We start from the raw sequence: 15,303 nt of genomic DNA, 5'->3' as shown, positions 1-15,303 counted from the left end.
TAATCACATTAGCAAACGGACTCAAGCAGTTGGGTTGCTTTTCTGCTTTTTACCAAAATCTGCCGAGCACGATCGAACAAAATGCTACCGACCTCAACGGTTGCCTCACTGTGGGTAAAGATGTAATGCTGAGCACGATCGTCGATCGTTTGGGCGATCGAGGTATAAACTTCGATTTCTTTTCCTAAATTTCTTAAGTATTTCAATCCGTCTTCAGCCGTAGCGCTGGCAAGAATGGCTTGCAAATCTGCTGGATCGATTCCCACTTTTGCAGCATGAGCGGTGAGAATTTCTTGTCGAGCATCGGCAACATGATGATGGGTATGAAAGATGCCACCTGCAAGTTTCATTAATTTACCGTGATAGCCAAATAGGAGGATTGATTTCACTTGCTGAATTCCCGCCTCGACTAAGAGAGACCCGATCCAATTCGCAGTTTTGAGGGTGCGATCGCGATCGATGCCCAATTTTGCGGCAAGATCCAAACCATTCTCTCCAATGCAAAAAACGAGGGTGTCAAATCGCTTTGATTTTTCCTGAAGTTCTGCGCGAAATTGTTCGAGCTGGTCGGGAGCGCTGAGCGGTTGAGCAATGCCCGAAGTTCCAAGCAGCGATAAGCCTTCAACGACTCCGAACGCTTCGTTTGAGGTGCGTTTTGCCAGTTGCCGACCTTCAGGCAAGATTAAGGTGACGCGCAGCGATTCTCCAGCATGAAGCAACCGATTTAAGTTGGTGAGAATTAGCTGTTGAGCGTAAGCGTAGATGGCAGCTTGTTGATCCGATCGCTGTCCAACGCCTTCACCGCCGACGATCGTAATTCTCTCTACATTATCGGAAACATCAAAGTCCCCCACGAGTGGGGGATTTAGGGGGCCTCCGAGATCCCCAATCGCAGCACTTGGCTCTAATTCCACCATTGCCCAAACAGGCGTATTGCGGGTGAGGTCGAGATTGTCACCCGGATCGCTGCGAGTGATTGCTAACGCAGAATTTTTACTTAATTTCGCAACCTGCTCGATCGTGATCTGAACAATTTGAGCCGGATTAATTAAATCAAGCTCAACCTGATCGATCGCGATTCCGTGTCGAAGATGGTGCAGAGCGGCGATCGCAGAGGCACAAGCAAAAACAGGTAAGGTATATCCAGATTTCATTTCTTCAGGGCTAACGTTAATCCATCGGCGATCGGTAATAAGCTGACCCAGACGCGATCGTCTTGCGCCACTTTGGCATTAAAGGCGCGAATGGTGTTGGTAATCTTATCGTGATCGGTTTCGTCTGCCACACGACCCGACCACAACACATTATCGATCGCAATTAATCCACCAGGGCGCACCAGTTGAATCGCTCGATCGTAGTAGTTTGCATAGTTGCCTTTATCCGCATCAATGAAGGCAAAATCGAAAGTTTCTGTTTGATCTTGAAGCAGGCGATCGAGCGTGTCGATCGCGGGTGCGAGGTGCAATTCGATTTTGTCTGAAACATTTGCCATTGCCCAATAGCGGCGGGCGATCGTTGTATATTGCTCACTCACATCGCAAGCAATCAGTTTTCCATTGGGAGGAAGTGCCATTGCCACACAAAGCGAACTGTATCCGGTAAAGACTCCGACTTCTAGAGCTTTTTTCGCTTGGATCGATCGCACCAGCAGCGCCATGAGTTGACCTTGATCGGGTGAAATCTGCATTCGGGCTTGAGGCAGTTGTGCCGTTTCTTCGCGAAGTTGCGCGAGAATGTCTGATTCTTGCAGCGAGTTTGAGAGAATATAGCGGTAGAGAGACTCATCGACACCAAACGCCTGCTTAAACATAGGAGCTATGACCGTGAAACGAGCGATACAAATTATCCTAGCGATTGTCCTTGCAGTTGGCTTGACTGCCTGCGGTGGGCGCTACTCGGTTCCGGGTGCAGTGTTGAAAAAAGCGATCGCAATTACAGTCGATCGCACCCAACAAGAAATTAGTCAGCAGCTTAAACTCACTTCCGCTCCGAAAGTGACGATCGATCGCGTCAAAATCACGGATCAAACTCCGCTCAAAATCGAAGGATTTGATGGGTATCACGTTAAAGGCGAGTATGATTTCACCCTGAAGCAGTCGAAGCGCCAGGACAAACAAGTGGATAACATCTTCGATCTGTATCTGCAGCGTCAAATCGAAGGAAAAACTCAAACTTGGCGATTAGCCCAACAGAGCGGAGACGAATGGAACTTAACCGCGATCGACCCCACTCGGAAGCGTGGCTAAATTGGGCAACTCAGATCGCCTGCTTTCTGTGTAAATCGTAGATTCTCTCGATAGTCTACTGGACAGTCAATCACTGCGGGAACGTCTTGTTCGAGCGCTTCTTTAAGAGTTGGAATCAAATCCGCCACCGATTCAACCCGATAGCCTTTCAGCCCCATACTTTCGGCAAATTTGACGAAATCTGGATTGCCGAACTTGATAAACGATGAGTGTCCAAACTGGTTCTCTTGCTTCCACTCGATCAAGCCATAGCCGCCATCGTTAAAGATAATCGTCACAAAGGCAGTTCCAACTCTCAGCGCCGTTTCAAGCTCCTGACAGTTCATCATAAAACCACCATCTCCGGTGACTGCAACCACTTTACGATCGGGATGCACTAACTTCGCCGCGATCGCGCCCGGAATCGCAATTCCCATTGCCGCAAATCCATTCGAGATAATGCAGGTATTCGGGCGATGACAGTGATAATGCCGCGCCATCCACATCTTATGAGCGCCCACATCCGAGATCACAATGTCATCTGCACCCATCACTTGCCGTAAATCGTAAATGAGCTTCTGCGGCTTGATCGGAAAGCCATCATCATTCGCATATTGAGCATAATCGCTGCGAATCTCAGGACGTAAGCCGAGCGCTTGTGGGTCGGGTTTGCCATCGCGATCGCAACGATACAAAATCTCTTGCAGCGAATCGGAAATGTCACCGACAACTTCTGCGATCGGCATATAGCTACTATCGACTTCAGCAGGCGTACTGCCAATGTGAATCACCGGAATTCTGCCGCCTGGGTTCCACTTTTTCGGCGAGTATTCTACTAAGTCATAGCCGATCGCGATGACTAAATCGGCTTGATCAAATCCGCAGCTAATATAATCTCGCTGTTGTAACCCCACCGCCCAAAGCGCCAACGGATGCGGGTAAGGAATGACTCCTTTGCCCATAAACGTATTTGCAACCGGAATGTTTAATCGAGTCGCAAACTTAGTCAGCATTTCACTTGCATTGCTGCGAATTGCCCCATTTCCTACCAGAATTAATGGATTGGCTGCATCATTGATGGCGTTAGCAGCTTTCTCGATACTGCGGAACGAAGCAAAGGTCTTCTCAATGTTGTCAGAGGTGAGCGGCCTTCCATCTACAGGCATCGCTGCAATGTTTTCCGGTAAGTCGATGTGAACCGCTCCGGGCTTTTCAGTTTGAGCAATCTTGAAGGCTTTGCGAACAATCTCAGCCGTGTTACTGGGTCGCACGATTTGTGTGTTCCACTTGGTAACAGGCGCAAACATGGCCACTAAATCGAGGTATTGATGCGATTCGATGTGCATTCGATCGGTGCCCACCTGCCCCGTGATTGCAACTAACGGAGCGCGATCGAGGTTCGCATCTGCCACGCCGGTCATCAAATTCGTGGCCCCAGGCCCTAACGTGGAAAGACAAACCCCCGCCCTTCCGGTGAGCCGCCCGTAGACATCTGCCATAAATGCTGCACCTTGCTCATGTCGCGTGGTGATAAACCGGATTGATGAGTTTTGCAGCGCTTCTAGCACATGAAGATTTTCTTCTCCGGGTAGACCGAAGATATACTCAACGCCTTCTGCTTCCAAACACCGGACTAATAGTTCTGCCGTGTTCATGCTCGTCCTCCAAAGTAAAGGGCTAGGGATTCGCTTCGTATAGTGATAGCCCAGATTTAATGATCTAAAAGACTTTCTATCTATTGCACCCAGATAGTTTTGATGTTGACAAACTCGTGGATGCCTTCGCGCCCTAGTTCCCGCCCAAACCCCGATCGCTTGATGCCACCAAACGGTAGCTTCACATCGGATTTCACCATCGCATTGATAAACACTGAGCCAGATTCAATTTCTTCGATTAACCGTTCGCGCTCCGTTTCGTCTTGCGTCCAAGCACTTGCCCCTAATCCAAACGGTGAATCATTCGCACGAGCGATCGCACTGTCTAAATCTGGCACCCGAAACACCAGCGCAACCGGCCCAAAAAACTCGTCATACTCCGCAATACAGCCTTTGGGAATGTCAGTCAGAATCGTGGGGGTATAGAAGTTTCCGGGCCGATCGCGCAACGGTTCCCCACCGATTAGCACTTTTGCGCCCTGCTGAATCGAGGTCTGAACTTGCTGATCGAGATCTTGCAGAATGCCTGGGGTTGCTAAGGGGCCAATTTCGGTTTCCGGCAACAGTGGATCGCCGACTTTCAGCGCTTTGTACTGCTCAACTAGACGATCGAGGAATTGATCGGCGATCGCGTCGGCCACGATAAAGCGCTTTGCTGCGATGCAAGATTGCCCACTGTTGAGCATTCGAGCCGCGACCGCCGTTTTGACTGCTTGGTCTAAATCTGCGCTCGGCATCACAATAAACGGATCACTGCCGCCAAGCTCTAGAACGACTTTTTTGATGTGCTTGCCCGCGATCGCCGCAAGACTCGCTCCAGCGGGTTCACTTCCAGTTAGGGTTGCTGCTTTAACGCGATCGTCTTCGACAATCATCGCCACTTTATCCGCACCCACCAGTAACGTTTGGAATGCGCCAGCCGGAAAGCCAGCGCGAACGAACACTTCCTCGATCGCAACGGCACATTGCGGCACATTCGAGGCGTGTTTGAGCAGTCCCACATTTCCCGCCATCAAAGCCGGAGCCGCAAATCGAAACACTTGCCAAAACGGAAAATTCCACGGCATCACCGCTAAAATCACGCCCAGCGGTTGATAGCGCACAAAACTAGACGCAGCTTGAGTTTGAATCGGCACATCGGCTAGAAATTCGGCAGCCTGTTCTGCATAAAACCGACAAACCGACGCAGATTTCTCGACTTCTGCGATCGCGGCTTTCAGCGGCTTACCCATTTCTAGAGTGATTAATTCACCGAAGCGATCTCGCTCTCTTTCCAAAATATTTGCTGCTTCGGAAAGCCAGCGTGCACGCTGCTCCAGCGGAACAGAACGATACTGCAAAAACCGGGAGTGCGCCGCCTCGATTTTCTGCTGAATTTCTACAGTCGAGAGCGCTTCAAACGTTTTTACCACTTCTCCGGTTGTGGGGTTTACGGTTGCGATCGCCATAGCCCTTCCTCCCTAATTTTTAGGAATCTACAGAATGCGATCGCACGGATTGAAGCTTAAGTTAATCATTTCTTTATAATTAGAGTCTAAACCGTGTAGATCGCTACTTTGTTTTAGCAAATATCTCTATTACAATTCTCCCAACAATTGTGTAAAACGATCAGTAAACTATGATTAAATTTGCAATTGTTCGCGATCGTTAAAGTATTAACGTGCTGCTCAAGCTGTAGAGAAAGATTAACCCTGATGACGAGATCGGCAAATATTTCAGAAAGGTTAAGTTTTTTCGGTAAGCTCAGATACAAAAAATGCTTGCTATATCATAAGAGGTACGCGACCGAAGCAACATATGGTAGCAATTGAGCCGCATCTCTTGCATTCGCAACTAGCCAGAGAAGTCGTCCGCTAGGATGAAAGTCGCCTACATTAGCCCAATTACATTAGCCCAATTGTCAACACGGATCAAATTAAGAGCGATGTCTGCCGCTCTTGAAAATGCTTTACCTTCTCGTAGTGAGTTGGAAGTTGTAGAACGGATCGGACATAGCCTTAATATGAACTCATTAGATATGGATTTACGCACTTCCTTAAGTAGACCGATCGTGCTTGTAGTGGATGATAGTGTTGATAACCTCGTTTTGTTAGAGTATCAGCTTACCAGGCTGACCGAGTGTGCTGTCGTCACCGCTGAAACAGGCGAAGCTGCGGTTCACCTTGCACAACACAACCAGCCAAGCTTAATTCTGCTAGATATATTGCTGCCTGACATCAATGGAATTGAGGTGATTCAGCGATTGAGGCAAGCTCCCAGTACGGCTGGAATTCCGATCGTTGCTCTCACTGCACTTGCCAGAACCGAAGACCGCGATCGCATTCTTGACTCTGGCTGCGATGATTATCTGGCTAAACCCTACGATTTAGATGAGCTACAAGCCGTGGTTAATCGTCATCTACCTCAGTGTTGTCGTCTCTAAGGCGACGGGAGTGAGATTCGCGCACTTGGGGGGCTTTTTCCAGCACTACGATCGTCCCGCTGCGTCCCGTGTCAAACGTAGCATCGCTGAGAATATCAATCACCTTGACATCGACGACTTCTTCGATCAGGACTGTCAATTGTGGGTGCAGCGCTTTGTCTAGATCGTCATGCACCTTCTCTGCAAGTTCTTCTTGTCCCGTTTCAAGTAGTAATCTTTCAGGCTTAGTAATTGCGTCTTCTAGCACGATAATCACTTTGCCGTCTGCGATATGGCAACTGACGCGACTCGGTTGGTGTCCGAGTTGAGTCCGATAAAAGGCTTGTACGCGCTGCGAAAGTGTCCGCTCCAGTTGTCCACGGGTCGGTAAAGCAGTAGAGGTCATAATAGTAAATTAATTAAGAATCAAGTCCGGTCATAGGATTTCAGATACGGTTATTATTGCGGTCTTGATTCTGTGACCAATCTCCCTAGAGAAAGGTTTTCTCCTGCATTGTTCTCAGCGTAACGGAAGTAACATTTTTATGATTAACGCACTTCAATTAAGCCATTGACGATCGTGAGTACAATCGATAAACCAATCAATATCCATAAGATAAAACCAGGCAAAAATGTAAGCAATCCGACACCGCGCAAAATCCACACGATCGCGGTGAGGGCGAGGACAACAATATAAACAATTGCTCTGGAATTGCTGGGTTGATTCATAAGGTAATCGATGCTTCTCTCAATTAGTCTCTATCACTATAGGCAGACTTTCTCAGATCTTCATCAGTTGAATACAATTGTTTTACGGAATGCTTGCTATTGTGTCGGTTGATCAGATCGTGTGAATGAGGAGTGTTTAGACATGATGACCTTGGTACGCGAGTCTGCTTTGATGCAAGGTGAGATTTTGCTGAAAACAAAGCCGCATTCTGCTTGGGGAGGGGCTGTTACTGCACAGATGTATTTACCGATCGCGCCGACTCTAGTTTGGGAGCAGGTGACGGATTATCCGCGCTGGACGCAGTATTTTCCAGAGGTGACGCGCAGCGAAGTGCGGCAAGTGATTTCACAGCGCACCAAGCGAATTTATCAAGCCGCAAGTAAAGCGTTTTTGATCTTTACGGCTCAAGTTGAAATCACACTGAATGTTCTCGAAACTCATCAGCAGCGAGTTCAGTTCTTCTTGGAATCTGGAAGTTTCAGCGATTTTACTGCCGATTTGCAGCTACAGTCATATGCGGAAGGAACGATTCTGACTTATGCAGTGCAGGCGACTCCGACGATTCCAGTTCCAAGTTTTTTGATCGAGCAGGCAATCCGGTTGGATCTGCCTGTGAATTTGAGACAGATGCGATCGGTGATCTGTGCGGGGAAGTAATACCAGATCTCTAAGTACTTGCGACAGATCTCGTAAAGACGCGATATATCGCGTCTTTACGAGGGCGCTGATATAGGGTTTTCGTGATCTAGCTTTCGTAAGCGTCCATCGGTAAGCAGGAACAGACTAGATTGCGATCGCCATACGCATTGTCAATTCGCCCGACTGCTGGATAGAACTTGTTTGCACGAGTCCAAGCGGTCGGGAAGATTGCCTCAGCACGGGAATAGGGGCGATCCCAATCAGCCGTCAGATCAGCAACGGTGTGCGGTGCATTCTTGAGGAGATTATTGGCGCGATCGACCTTTCCGGTTTCGATCTCTCGGATCTCTTCGCGAATCGCAATCATGGCATCACAGAAGCGATCGAGTTCTGCTTGAGATTCGCTCTCGGTCGGCTCAACCATGACGGTTCCAGCAACGGGCCAAGAGACGGTCGGCGGATGGAATCCGTAATCGATTAACCGTTTGGCAATGTCATCGACTTCGATTTCTGCGCTCTTTTTGAACTCCCGCAGATCGAGAATGCACTCATGCGCCACTAAGCCATTTTTGCCTTTGTACAACACCGGATAATGTCCTTCGAGGCGTTTGGCAATATAGTTGGCGTTGAGAATCGCAATCTCGGTGGCTTCGGTCAAGCCGCGCCCGCCCATCATCGCAATGTACATCCACGAAATTGGCAGAATACTCGCACTGCCCCAAGGAGCCGCCGATACCGCTCCGATTCCTTGGTCTGTGCTGGTGGGAACGATCGAGTGATTCGGCAAGAAGGGCACAAGATGGGAAGCAACGCCGATCGGCCCCACTCCCGGCCCGCCGCCCCCATGCGGAATGCAGAAGGTTTTATGCAGATTCAAATGACAGACATCCGCACCAAAATCACCAGGACGGCATAATCCCACCTGTGCATTCATGTTTGCGCCGTCCATATAAACTTGTCCGCCGTTTTCATGCACGATCGTACAAATCTCCCGAATGCCTTCTTCAAACACACCATGCGTTGAAGGATACGTCACCATCAAGGCGGCAAGGTTTTCGCGATGCTGTTCGGCTTTGGTTCTGAGGTCGTCTAAATCGATATTGCCTTCGCTGTCACAGGCGATCGCCACTACTTTCATGCCCGCCATAACTGCACTCGCCGGATTCGTTCCATGTGCCGATTGTGGAATCAGACAGATATTGCGATGCGTATCCCCACGACTTTGATGATATTGCCGAATTACCAAGAGTCCAGCATATTCACCTTGAGATCCCGCATTCGGTTGCAGTGAGATTCCTGCAAATCCGGTGATTTCAGACAGCCAGGATTCAAGCTGTTTGAAGAGTTCCTGATAACCCTGCGTTTGGTCGATCGGTGCAAACGGATGCAGTTGTCCGAATTCTGCCCAGGTAATGGGCACCATTTCCGCCGTCGCATTCAGTTTCATCGTACAAGAACCAAGCGGAATCATCGCAGAAGTGAGTGATAAATCTCGCGACTGCAAGCGATACATATAGCGGAGCAATTCGGTTTCCGATCGATAAGCCGAAAACGTCGGATGGGTCAGATAGTCTGAGCCTCGCACGAATTGAGTGGGAATCCGAGCGGCGGGAATTTCGCGCAGGGTTGCGCGATCGCTAAAACTCCTCAGAATATTGATCAAATCGGTTTGCGAAACGGTTTCATCGATCGAAACTCCGATCGTATCTGCGTCGATCTTGCGTAAGTTAATGCCTTGCTTCAAAGCCTGCGCCAAGACCTGATCCGCCTTACCCGGAACTTCGATGCGTAAGGTATCAAAGTAAGGCTCAGTTCCGAGTTTGAAGCCAGCTTGTTGAAGGGCGATCGCCAACTGTACGGTCAGGCGGTGAACGCGATCAGCGATCTGTTTCAATCCAGACGCGCCATGATAAACGGCATACATTCCCGCAATCACTGCTAGTAAAACTTGCGCGGTACAAATATTGCTCGTCGCTTTGTCGCGTCGGATATGTTGTTCGCGAGTTTGCAGCGCCAGTCTTAATGCAGGTTGACCATTTCGATCTTTTGACACTCCGACTAATCTTCCGGGGAGCTGGCGCTTGTAAGCTTCTTTGGTCGCAAAGTAAGCAGCATGAGGGCCTCCGTAACCCAGAGGAACACCGAAACGCTGAGTATTTCCGATCGCAATATCCGCGCCAAATTCTCCAGGTGGTTTTAGCAGCGTCAAACTAAGCAAATCCGCCGCAACCGTGACCAATGCACCCGCTTGATGAGCGCGATCGACAAACTCGGAATAGTCATAAATTGCGCCATCGGTCGCTGGATATTGCAGCAATGCCCCGAAGATTGGCGTATCAAATTCAAACGTGCGGTGATCTCCTACAATGACCTGAATCCCAAGCGGAATCGCGCGAGTTTGAATGACTTCGATCGTTTGCGGATGACACGCGCTCGACACCCAGAAAGTTTTTGCACTGTTTTTGACCAGTCCAAAACTCATTGCCATCGCTTCGGCGGCTGCCGTTCCTTCATCCAGCAACGAGGCATTAGCGATTTCCAGTCCAGTCAAATCCATCACCATCGTCTGAAAGTTGAGCAGCGCTTCGAGACGACCTTGAGCGATTTCGGGCTGATACGGCGTGTACTGCGTGTACCAGCCGGGATTCTCTAAAATGTTGCGCTGAATCACCGGAGGTGTAATGCAATTCGAGTAGCCCATGCCGATAAACGATCGCATCACCTGATTTTTGACGGCGATCGCTTTGAGTTCTTTCAGCATTTCATACTCGCTTCGTCCCGATTCAATCTGGAGCGGACGTTTGATCCTAATGCTTTGAGGAACAGCTTTATCGATTAGATCTGCGATCGAGTTCAAGCCCAACACCTGAAGCATCGCTTGAATTCCCGCACCCCGCACCCCGATATGGCGATCGACAAATCGATCGGTGTAAGTTAATTCAGTTTGTGCGGGAGTGCGATCGGAAGATTCAGAAGCATCGAGATCGAAAGAAGCGCGATCATAGTCAAAAGGTGCAGTCACTGTGGGTTCAGACATAGAGGGTGAGCGGTTTAGGGTGACAAAGTGGAGCTTCTAGAATTCGGCTTTGAAACTAAAAACGTGGAGCGTCAATACCATGAACGTTAAAGATATCAAAATTAGTTAGAAACATTCTGCAATAATTAACCCGCTAGCGAAACTAGCGGGTGTAAAGCTATCGTGAATTTACGGAGTAGATTTCGGAAATTACGGAGAGAATCTCAGCTTCCCTCGACCATACTGCGATATTCATCGGCAGACAGCGCATCTTCTAGCTCCGAAACATCGCTTGCACTCACTTTGATCAGCCAACCTGCCTCGTAGGGATCATCAACTAATTTCTCCGGTGCGTCCATCATCTCGGTGTTGACTTCCAGCACCGTACCGCTTACCGGAGCTTTCAAATCTTCTACCGCTTTGACGGATTCGATCGTGCCGAATCTTTCGCCTTTTTCAACCGTGTCCCCTGGTTCCGGCAATTCCAGAAACACAATATCGCCAAGCTCATCGATCGCGAACGCCGTAATCCCGATCGTAACGGTGTAGTCGTCAACTTTGGCGTATTCGTGGGAGTCGGTGTATTTCAGAGTGTCAGGATATTCAAATGCCATGAGCGATCAGGGGTCAAATTGCACTTCTTATTCTATTTCGTTGCGCGGTAGAACGGACGCTTGACGACGATCGCGCCATAGTTTTTCCCGCGAATGCCGATTTCGAGCAGTTGTCCTGGTTTTGATAATTCAGTCGGGACGTAACCCAGGGCGATCGCTTGTCCGACGGTCGGCGCTAAGGTTCCACTGGTGACGATTCCCACGGCTTCTCCGTCTGAAAAAATCGGGTAATCGTGACGGGCAATATTTCGCCCTTGCATTTGTAAGCCGACGAGCCGTTTTTTGACCCCGTTTTGCTTTTGGTCTTCGAGGATCGATCGCCCAATAAAATCGCCCTTCGTATCAAAATGTACCAGCCATCCCAACCCCGCTTCGAGTGGAGTCGTCGAATCGTTGATATCCTGCCCGTAAAGCGCCATTGCTGCTTCTAATCGCAACGTATCCCGCGCTCCCAATCCGCAAGGCGTGACACCCGTTTCCAGCAGCGATCGCCAGAGATCGATCGCACCCTGCGGATCAAGCATGACTTCAAATCCATCTTCTCCGGTATATCCGGTTCGTGCAATAAAGGCACGATGACCCAGAATGGATGTTTCTAGATGTCCAAACGGTTTGACGTGCGAAAGATCTTGATCCACGATCGCGTTCAAATGCTCAACCGCTTTCTTTCCTTGCACCGCAATCAGCGCTTGAGCATCGGAAAGATCCTGAAACTCAACATCGGTTAGATTCGCTAACAACCAATCGCGATCTTTCTGAGTGGTTGCCGCATTCACAATTACAACCCAGCGATCGTCCCCTTGAAAATAAAAAATCAGATCATCGATAATTCCGCCCTGTGGATTCAGCAGCACCGTGTATTGGGCTTGCCCCGGCTGTAGGCGGCTTAAATCCGAGGGAACAAGCTTCTGAATTTGGGGCAGCACACTTTTACCCGTGAGCGTGAACTTGCCCATGTGCGAAATGTCGAACATTCCCGCATCCGATCGCACCGCATGATGCTCCTGGGTAATTCCGCTAAATTGCACAGGCATTTCCCAACCCGAAAATCCGGTCATGCGGGCATTTAGCTCGATCGCTAACTCATACAAAGGGGTGCGGCGCAGAGAATTCAAGGGAGGTCTCGCAGAACTTTACATCACTCTAAAGTTACCATTTCTCTCAATTTTCGATTAGCGGATGTATCGCAGATTGCAAACCGATAAAAAATTTTCCTTGATCGATCCCCAATTGCAATTCTCTGACCGAAACCCCTTGTCAACTTTGCCATCCAGACAGACACTAAGGATGGGAGTCGAAGTGGAACTGCGAGGTTAATCTGTGAAGAAGGTATTAGCAATTATCCTGGGAGGGGGTGCTGGAACCCGTTTATATCCGTTGACCAAACAACGGGCAAAACCAGCCGTCCCATTAGCCGGAAAGTATCGATTAATTGATATTCCCGTTAGTAACTGTATCAATTCCGAAATTTTTAAGATCTACGTTCTGACTCAATTCAATTCCGCTTCTCTTAATCGCCACTTGAGCCGCGCCTATAACTTCTCTAGCTTTAGCGAAGGATTTGTTGAGGTTCTTGCTGCTCAACAAACTGCCGAAAACCCGAACTGGTTCCAGGGGACTGCTGATGCTGTACGCCAGTATATTTGGCTGTTTCAAGAATGGGATATCGAAGAATATTTGATCCTTTCTGGTGATCATTTGTACCGAATGGATTACCGCGAATTCGTGCAGCGCCATCGCGATACGGGTGCAGATATTACCCTGTCGGTTGTGCCGATTGATGAAGCTCGCGCCTCGGATTTTGGCTTGATGAAGATTGATCAGAATGGACGAGTGATCGACTTTAGCGAAAAGCCCAAAGGCGATGCTCTCAAAGCAATGCAGGTGGATACAACAGTGCTGGGTCTAACGCCCGAAGAAGCTCGTCAAAGCCCCTACATTGCTTCAATGGGGATCTACGTTTTCAAGAGAGAAGTGCTCGAACAACTGCTGAAGGAAGCTCCCAGCCAAACAGACTTTGGCAAAGAGATTATTCCGAGTTCTGCTCAGAACTACAACGTTCAAGCCTATCTGTTTAACGACTACTGGGAAGACATTGGGACGATCGAAGCGTTCTATGAGTCCAATTTGGCACTCACGCAGCAACCCCGCCCACCCTTTAGCTTCTACGACGAAACCGCACCGATCTACACTCGTCAGCGCTTTTTACCGCCGAGCAAGTTTCTCGATTCGCACGTCACCGAATCGATCATCGGTGAGGGCTGCATCTTAAAGAACTGTCGGGTGCATCATTCGGTATTGGGAGTGCGATCAAGAATCGAAGCCAATTCGGTAATCGAGGACTCGTTAATTATGGGGGCTGACTTCTATGAAGGTCAGGCTGAGCGCCAGTCGGGACTCGATTGCAGCAGTCCCGGAGTCCCCCTTGGGATTGGATCGGACACGATTATCCGTCGAGCGATTATCGACAAAAACGCTCACATCGGCTGCAATGTGCAGATCGTGAATAAAGATCGAGTTCAAGAAGCCGATCGCGAGAATCTCGGTTTCTACATTCGCAGTGGAATTGTTGTGACATTAAAAGGTGCGGTGATTCCCGACGGAACCATCATCTAAGGTTCGCTTAATTCTACTCATTGGCTTACCAGGGAGCGGGAAATCAACTTACGCCCGCTCCCTGCGTTCGTGCATGATTTCAACCGATACTATCCGCGCTCAACTGTTCGGAGACGAAGCCGTTCAGGGAAGTTGGCTCAAAATTTGGCTAGAGGTGCGATCGCAGTTTCAGCAAGCCGTCAGCGCGATTCAATTCGGTGAAATTGAGTTCGCCATCTACGATGCCACGAATGCCGTGAGAAAACAGAGACGAGCCGCGATCGCGCTTGCTCGAAAATCCGGCTTCACTCATATCACTGGAGTTTGGATTAATCCACCGATCGAGGTCTGCTTAGAGCGCAATCGAATGCGCGATCGCCAAGTTCCCGATGCAGTAATTCATCGAATGGCGCGTCGATTATACGGAGCGCCCCCCGCACTCGACGAGGGACTTGATGAACTCATCCTGCTTGAATCGGCTCAATTCAGAGACGACAGCGACATTTTCTTCTCTAAGGCTTGACTGCGCGTCAACGTCGATAGTTTTTGCAGCACTTCTTGAGCCAGCATCACAAACGCCTTCGATCCCGCAGTTCCGGGATTGGTCAGTACCACAGGTGAAAAACTATCGATCGCTTTTGAAACATTTACATCCGACGGAATGCGCGTTTTGAATAACTTCGCTTCGCTGAAATCTTCATTCAATCGCTTCATCACTTGCCCATAATAGCGACTGGTCAAGATATTTCCAGACAGCGAGAAGGCAATTCCAAGTAGATCTAAATCGACCTGAGTTAAATCTGTTTTGTGCATCTCTTTCAGCTTGTTAATTCGGCGCTCTAGAAGCTGAATTCCGATGAGCGAAAGTGGCTCAGGTCTTGCGGGAATTAAGTAGAAACGACTCGCAAGTAAGGCACTCCGAGTAATCAGGTTATATCCTGGAGCACAATCGAGCAAAATCAGGTCGTAATCGTTCGCGATCGGCACAAGGACTTTCTGAATCAGGTTCTTTTCAAACACATTCCAAACGTGCTCAAAATCAGTTTCCTGCTTTTGTAGCGCTGTTTTGTGCAGCATCTGGGAAACCAGAAATTCATCATATAAATCAATATCACCTGGCAGCAGATCAAAACCTTTTAGCTGACACACATATTTGTGAATCGCATCCGGAACGACTTGCGGCAGTTTTGGGTCTGAAGTGATTGCGCTTTGAATCAGGTGTCTTAAGGTGCGCTTATCGTTACGCAGTCTCGCGAAGTCTGCGGGCGGCATCAAGCTCAGAGTTGCGCTGATTTGAGTGTCCAGATCGACTAGAAGAACTCGCTTTTGGTGATACTTTGCCAAACAAGCTGCCAAGTTGACGGATAGAGTTGTTTTACCGACTCCGCCTTTCATGTTCGTCATCGCGATCGTATATGTCATGCTCGC

At 49.0% G+C, this 15,303-nt stretch carries 15 protein-coding genes; 5 read left to right on the top strand and 10 right to left on the bottom strand.

Annotated elements, in window-relative coordinates; translation table 11 throughout:
* Nucleotides 1-8 precede the first annotated feature (8 nt).
* Together cbiD and NC981_RS07440 are read right to left on the bottom strand one after the other, a co-directional pair.
* Complete coding sequence (gene cbiD / locus NC981_RS07445; RefSeq protein ID WP_348242278.1) at nucleotides 9-1,154, bottom strand: cobalt-precorrin-5B (C(1))-methyltransferase CbiD; 1,146 nt, start codon at nucleotides 1,152-1,154, stop codon at nucleotides 9-11.
* Entirely contained in the window at nucleotides 1,151-1,810 is a 660-nt protein-coding gene (locus NC981_RS07440; protein ID WP_190379813.1) for a class I SAM-dependent methyltransferase, read from the bottom strand. The genes cbiD and NC981_RS07440 overlap by 4 nt, the downstream gene beginning before the upstream one ends.
* Before the next feature lie 7 nt (nucleotides 1,811-1,817).
* Between NC981_RS07440 and NC981_RS07435 the strand changes: the two genes are divergently transcribed.
* Complete coding sequence (locus tag NC981_RS07435) at nucleotides 1,818-2,246, top strand: hypothetical protein (protein ID WP_348242277.1); 429 nt, start codon at nucleotides 1,818-1,820, stop codon at nucleotides 2,244-2,246.
* On the opposite strand, the gene NC981_RS07430 is transcribed toward NC981_RS07435, so the two are convergent.
* Both NC981_RS07430 and NC981_RS07425 read right to left on the bottom strand, forming a co-directional pair.
* On the bottom strand, nucleotides 2,243-3,880 hold the full coding sequence (locus NC981_RS07430; protein WP_348242276.1) for an acetolactate synthase large subunit: 1,638 nt from the start codon (nucleotides 3,878-3,880) through the stop codon (nucleotides 2,243-2,245). The two genes, NC981_RS07435 and NC981_RS07430, sit on opposite strands and share 4 nt — an antisense overlap.
* 80 nt (nucleotides 3,881-3,960) lie before the next feature.
* Nucleotides 3,961-5,328, bottom strand: a complete 1,368-nt coding sequence (locus tag NC981_RS07425; protein ID WP_348242275.1) for an NAD-dependent succinate-semialdehyde dehydrogenase — start codon at nucleotides 5,326-5,328, stop codon at nucleotides 3,961-3,963.
* Nucleotides 5,329-5,804: 476 nt separating this feature from the next.
* On the opposite strand from NC981_RS07425, the gene NC981_RS07420 reads away from it, so the two are divergent.
* Complete coding sequence (locus tag NC981_RS07420; RefSeq protein ID WP_348242274.1) at nucleotides 5,805-6,302, top strand: response regulator; 498 nt, start codon at nucleotides 5,805-5,807, stop codon at nucleotides 6,300-6,302.
* Here NC981_RS07420 and NC981_RS07415 read toward each other — a convergent pair.
* Together NC981_RS07415 and NC981_RS07410 are read right to left on the bottom strand one after the other, a co-directional pair.
* Nucleotides 6,268-6,687, bottom strand: a complete 420-nt coding sequence (locus tag NC981_RS07415) for a DUF2294 domain-containing protein (RefSeq protein WP_190379809.1) — start codon at nucleotides 6,685-6,687, stop codon at nucleotides 6,268-6,270. The two genes, NC981_RS07420 and NC981_RS07415, sit on opposite strands and share 35 nt — an antisense overlap.
* Before the next feature lie 143 nt (nucleotides 6,688-6,830).
* Nucleotides 6,831-7,010, bottom strand: a complete 180-nt coding sequence (locus tag NC981_RS07410) for a hypothetical protein (RefSeq protein ID WP_190379808.1) — start codon at nucleotides 7,008-7,010, stop codon at nucleotides 6,831-6,833.
* A gap of 142 nt (nucleotides 7,011-7,152) precedes the next feature.
* On the opposite strand from NC981_RS07410, the gene NC981_RS07405 reads away from it, so the two are divergent.
* Nucleotides 7,153-7,668 (top strand): SRPBCC family protein, encoded by a 516-nt coding sequence (locus tag NC981_RS07405; RefSeq protein ID WP_348242273.1) that lies wholly within the window; start codon nucleotides 7,153-7,155, stop codon nucleotides 7,666-7,668.
* Nucleotides 7,669-7,756: 88 nt separating this feature from the next.
* Here the strand turns inward: NC981_RS07405 and gcvP are convergent, their stop codons facing one another.
* The 3 genes from gcvP to gcvT all read right to left on the bottom strand — a co-directional run bounded on the left by gcvP (nucleotide 7,757) and on the right by gcvT (nucleotide 12,395).
* Complete coding sequence (gene gcvP / locus NC981_RS07400) at nucleotides 7,757-10,687, bottom strand: aminomethyl-transferring glycine dehydrogenase (protein WP_348242272.1); 2,931 nt, start codon at nucleotides 10,685-10,687, stop codon at nucleotides 7,757-7,759.
* Nucleotides 10,688-10,890: 203 nt separating this feature from the next.
* Nucleotides 10,891-11,280: a glycine cleavage system protein GcvH gene (gene gcvH / locus NC981_RS07395; RefSeq protein WP_190379805.1), complete on the bottom strand. Its 390-nt coding sequence runs from the start codon at nucleotides 11,278-11,280 to the stop codon at nucleotides 10,891-10,893.
* Nucleotides 11,281-11,312: 32 nt separating this feature from the next.
* Nucleotides 11,313-12,395, bottom strand: a complete 1,083-nt coding sequence (gcvT, locus tag NC981_RS07390; protein WP_348242271.1) for a glycine cleavage system aminomethyltransferase GcvT — start codon at nucleotides 12,393-12,395, stop codon at nucleotides 11,313-11,315.
* Nucleotides 12,396-12,600: 205 nt separating this feature from the next.
* Here gcvT and NC981_RS07385 point away from each other — a divergent pair, with 205 nt between their 5' ends.
* Complete coding sequence (locus tag NC981_RS07385; protein WP_348242270.1) at nucleotides 12,601-13,896, top strand: glucose-1-phosphate adenylyltransferase; 1,296 nt, start codon at nucleotides 12,601-12,603, stop codon at nucleotides 13,894-13,896.
* 10 nt (nucleotides 13,897-13,906) lie between these two features.
* Nucleotides 13,907-14,398: an AAA family ATPase gene (locus tag NC981_RS07380; protein WP_348242646.1), complete on the top strand. Its 492-nt coding sequence runs from the start codon at nucleotides 13,907-13,909 to the stop codon at nucleotides 14,396-14,398.
* Here NC981_RS07380 and NC981_RS07375 read toward each other — a convergent pair.
* Nucleotides 14,356-15,297 (bottom strand): ParA family protein, encoded by a 942-nt coding sequence (locus NC981_RS07375; RefSeq protein WP_348242269.1) that lies wholly within the window; start codon nucleotides 15,295-15,297, stop codon nucleotides 14,356-14,358. The two genes, NC981_RS07380 and NC981_RS07375, sit on opposite strands and share 43 nt — an antisense overlap.
* Between the last annotated feature and the right edge of the window lie 6 nt (nucleotides 15,298-15,303).

It is taken from the genome of Leptolyngbya sp. DQ-M1 (assembly GCF_039962505.1).
GTDB lineage: Bacteria > Cyanobacteriota > Cyanobacteriia > Leptolyngbyales > Leptolyngbyaceae > Leptolyngbya.
Note: the sequence above shows the minus strand (reverse complement) of the source record. Positions and strands in the feature narration are given on the sequence as shown.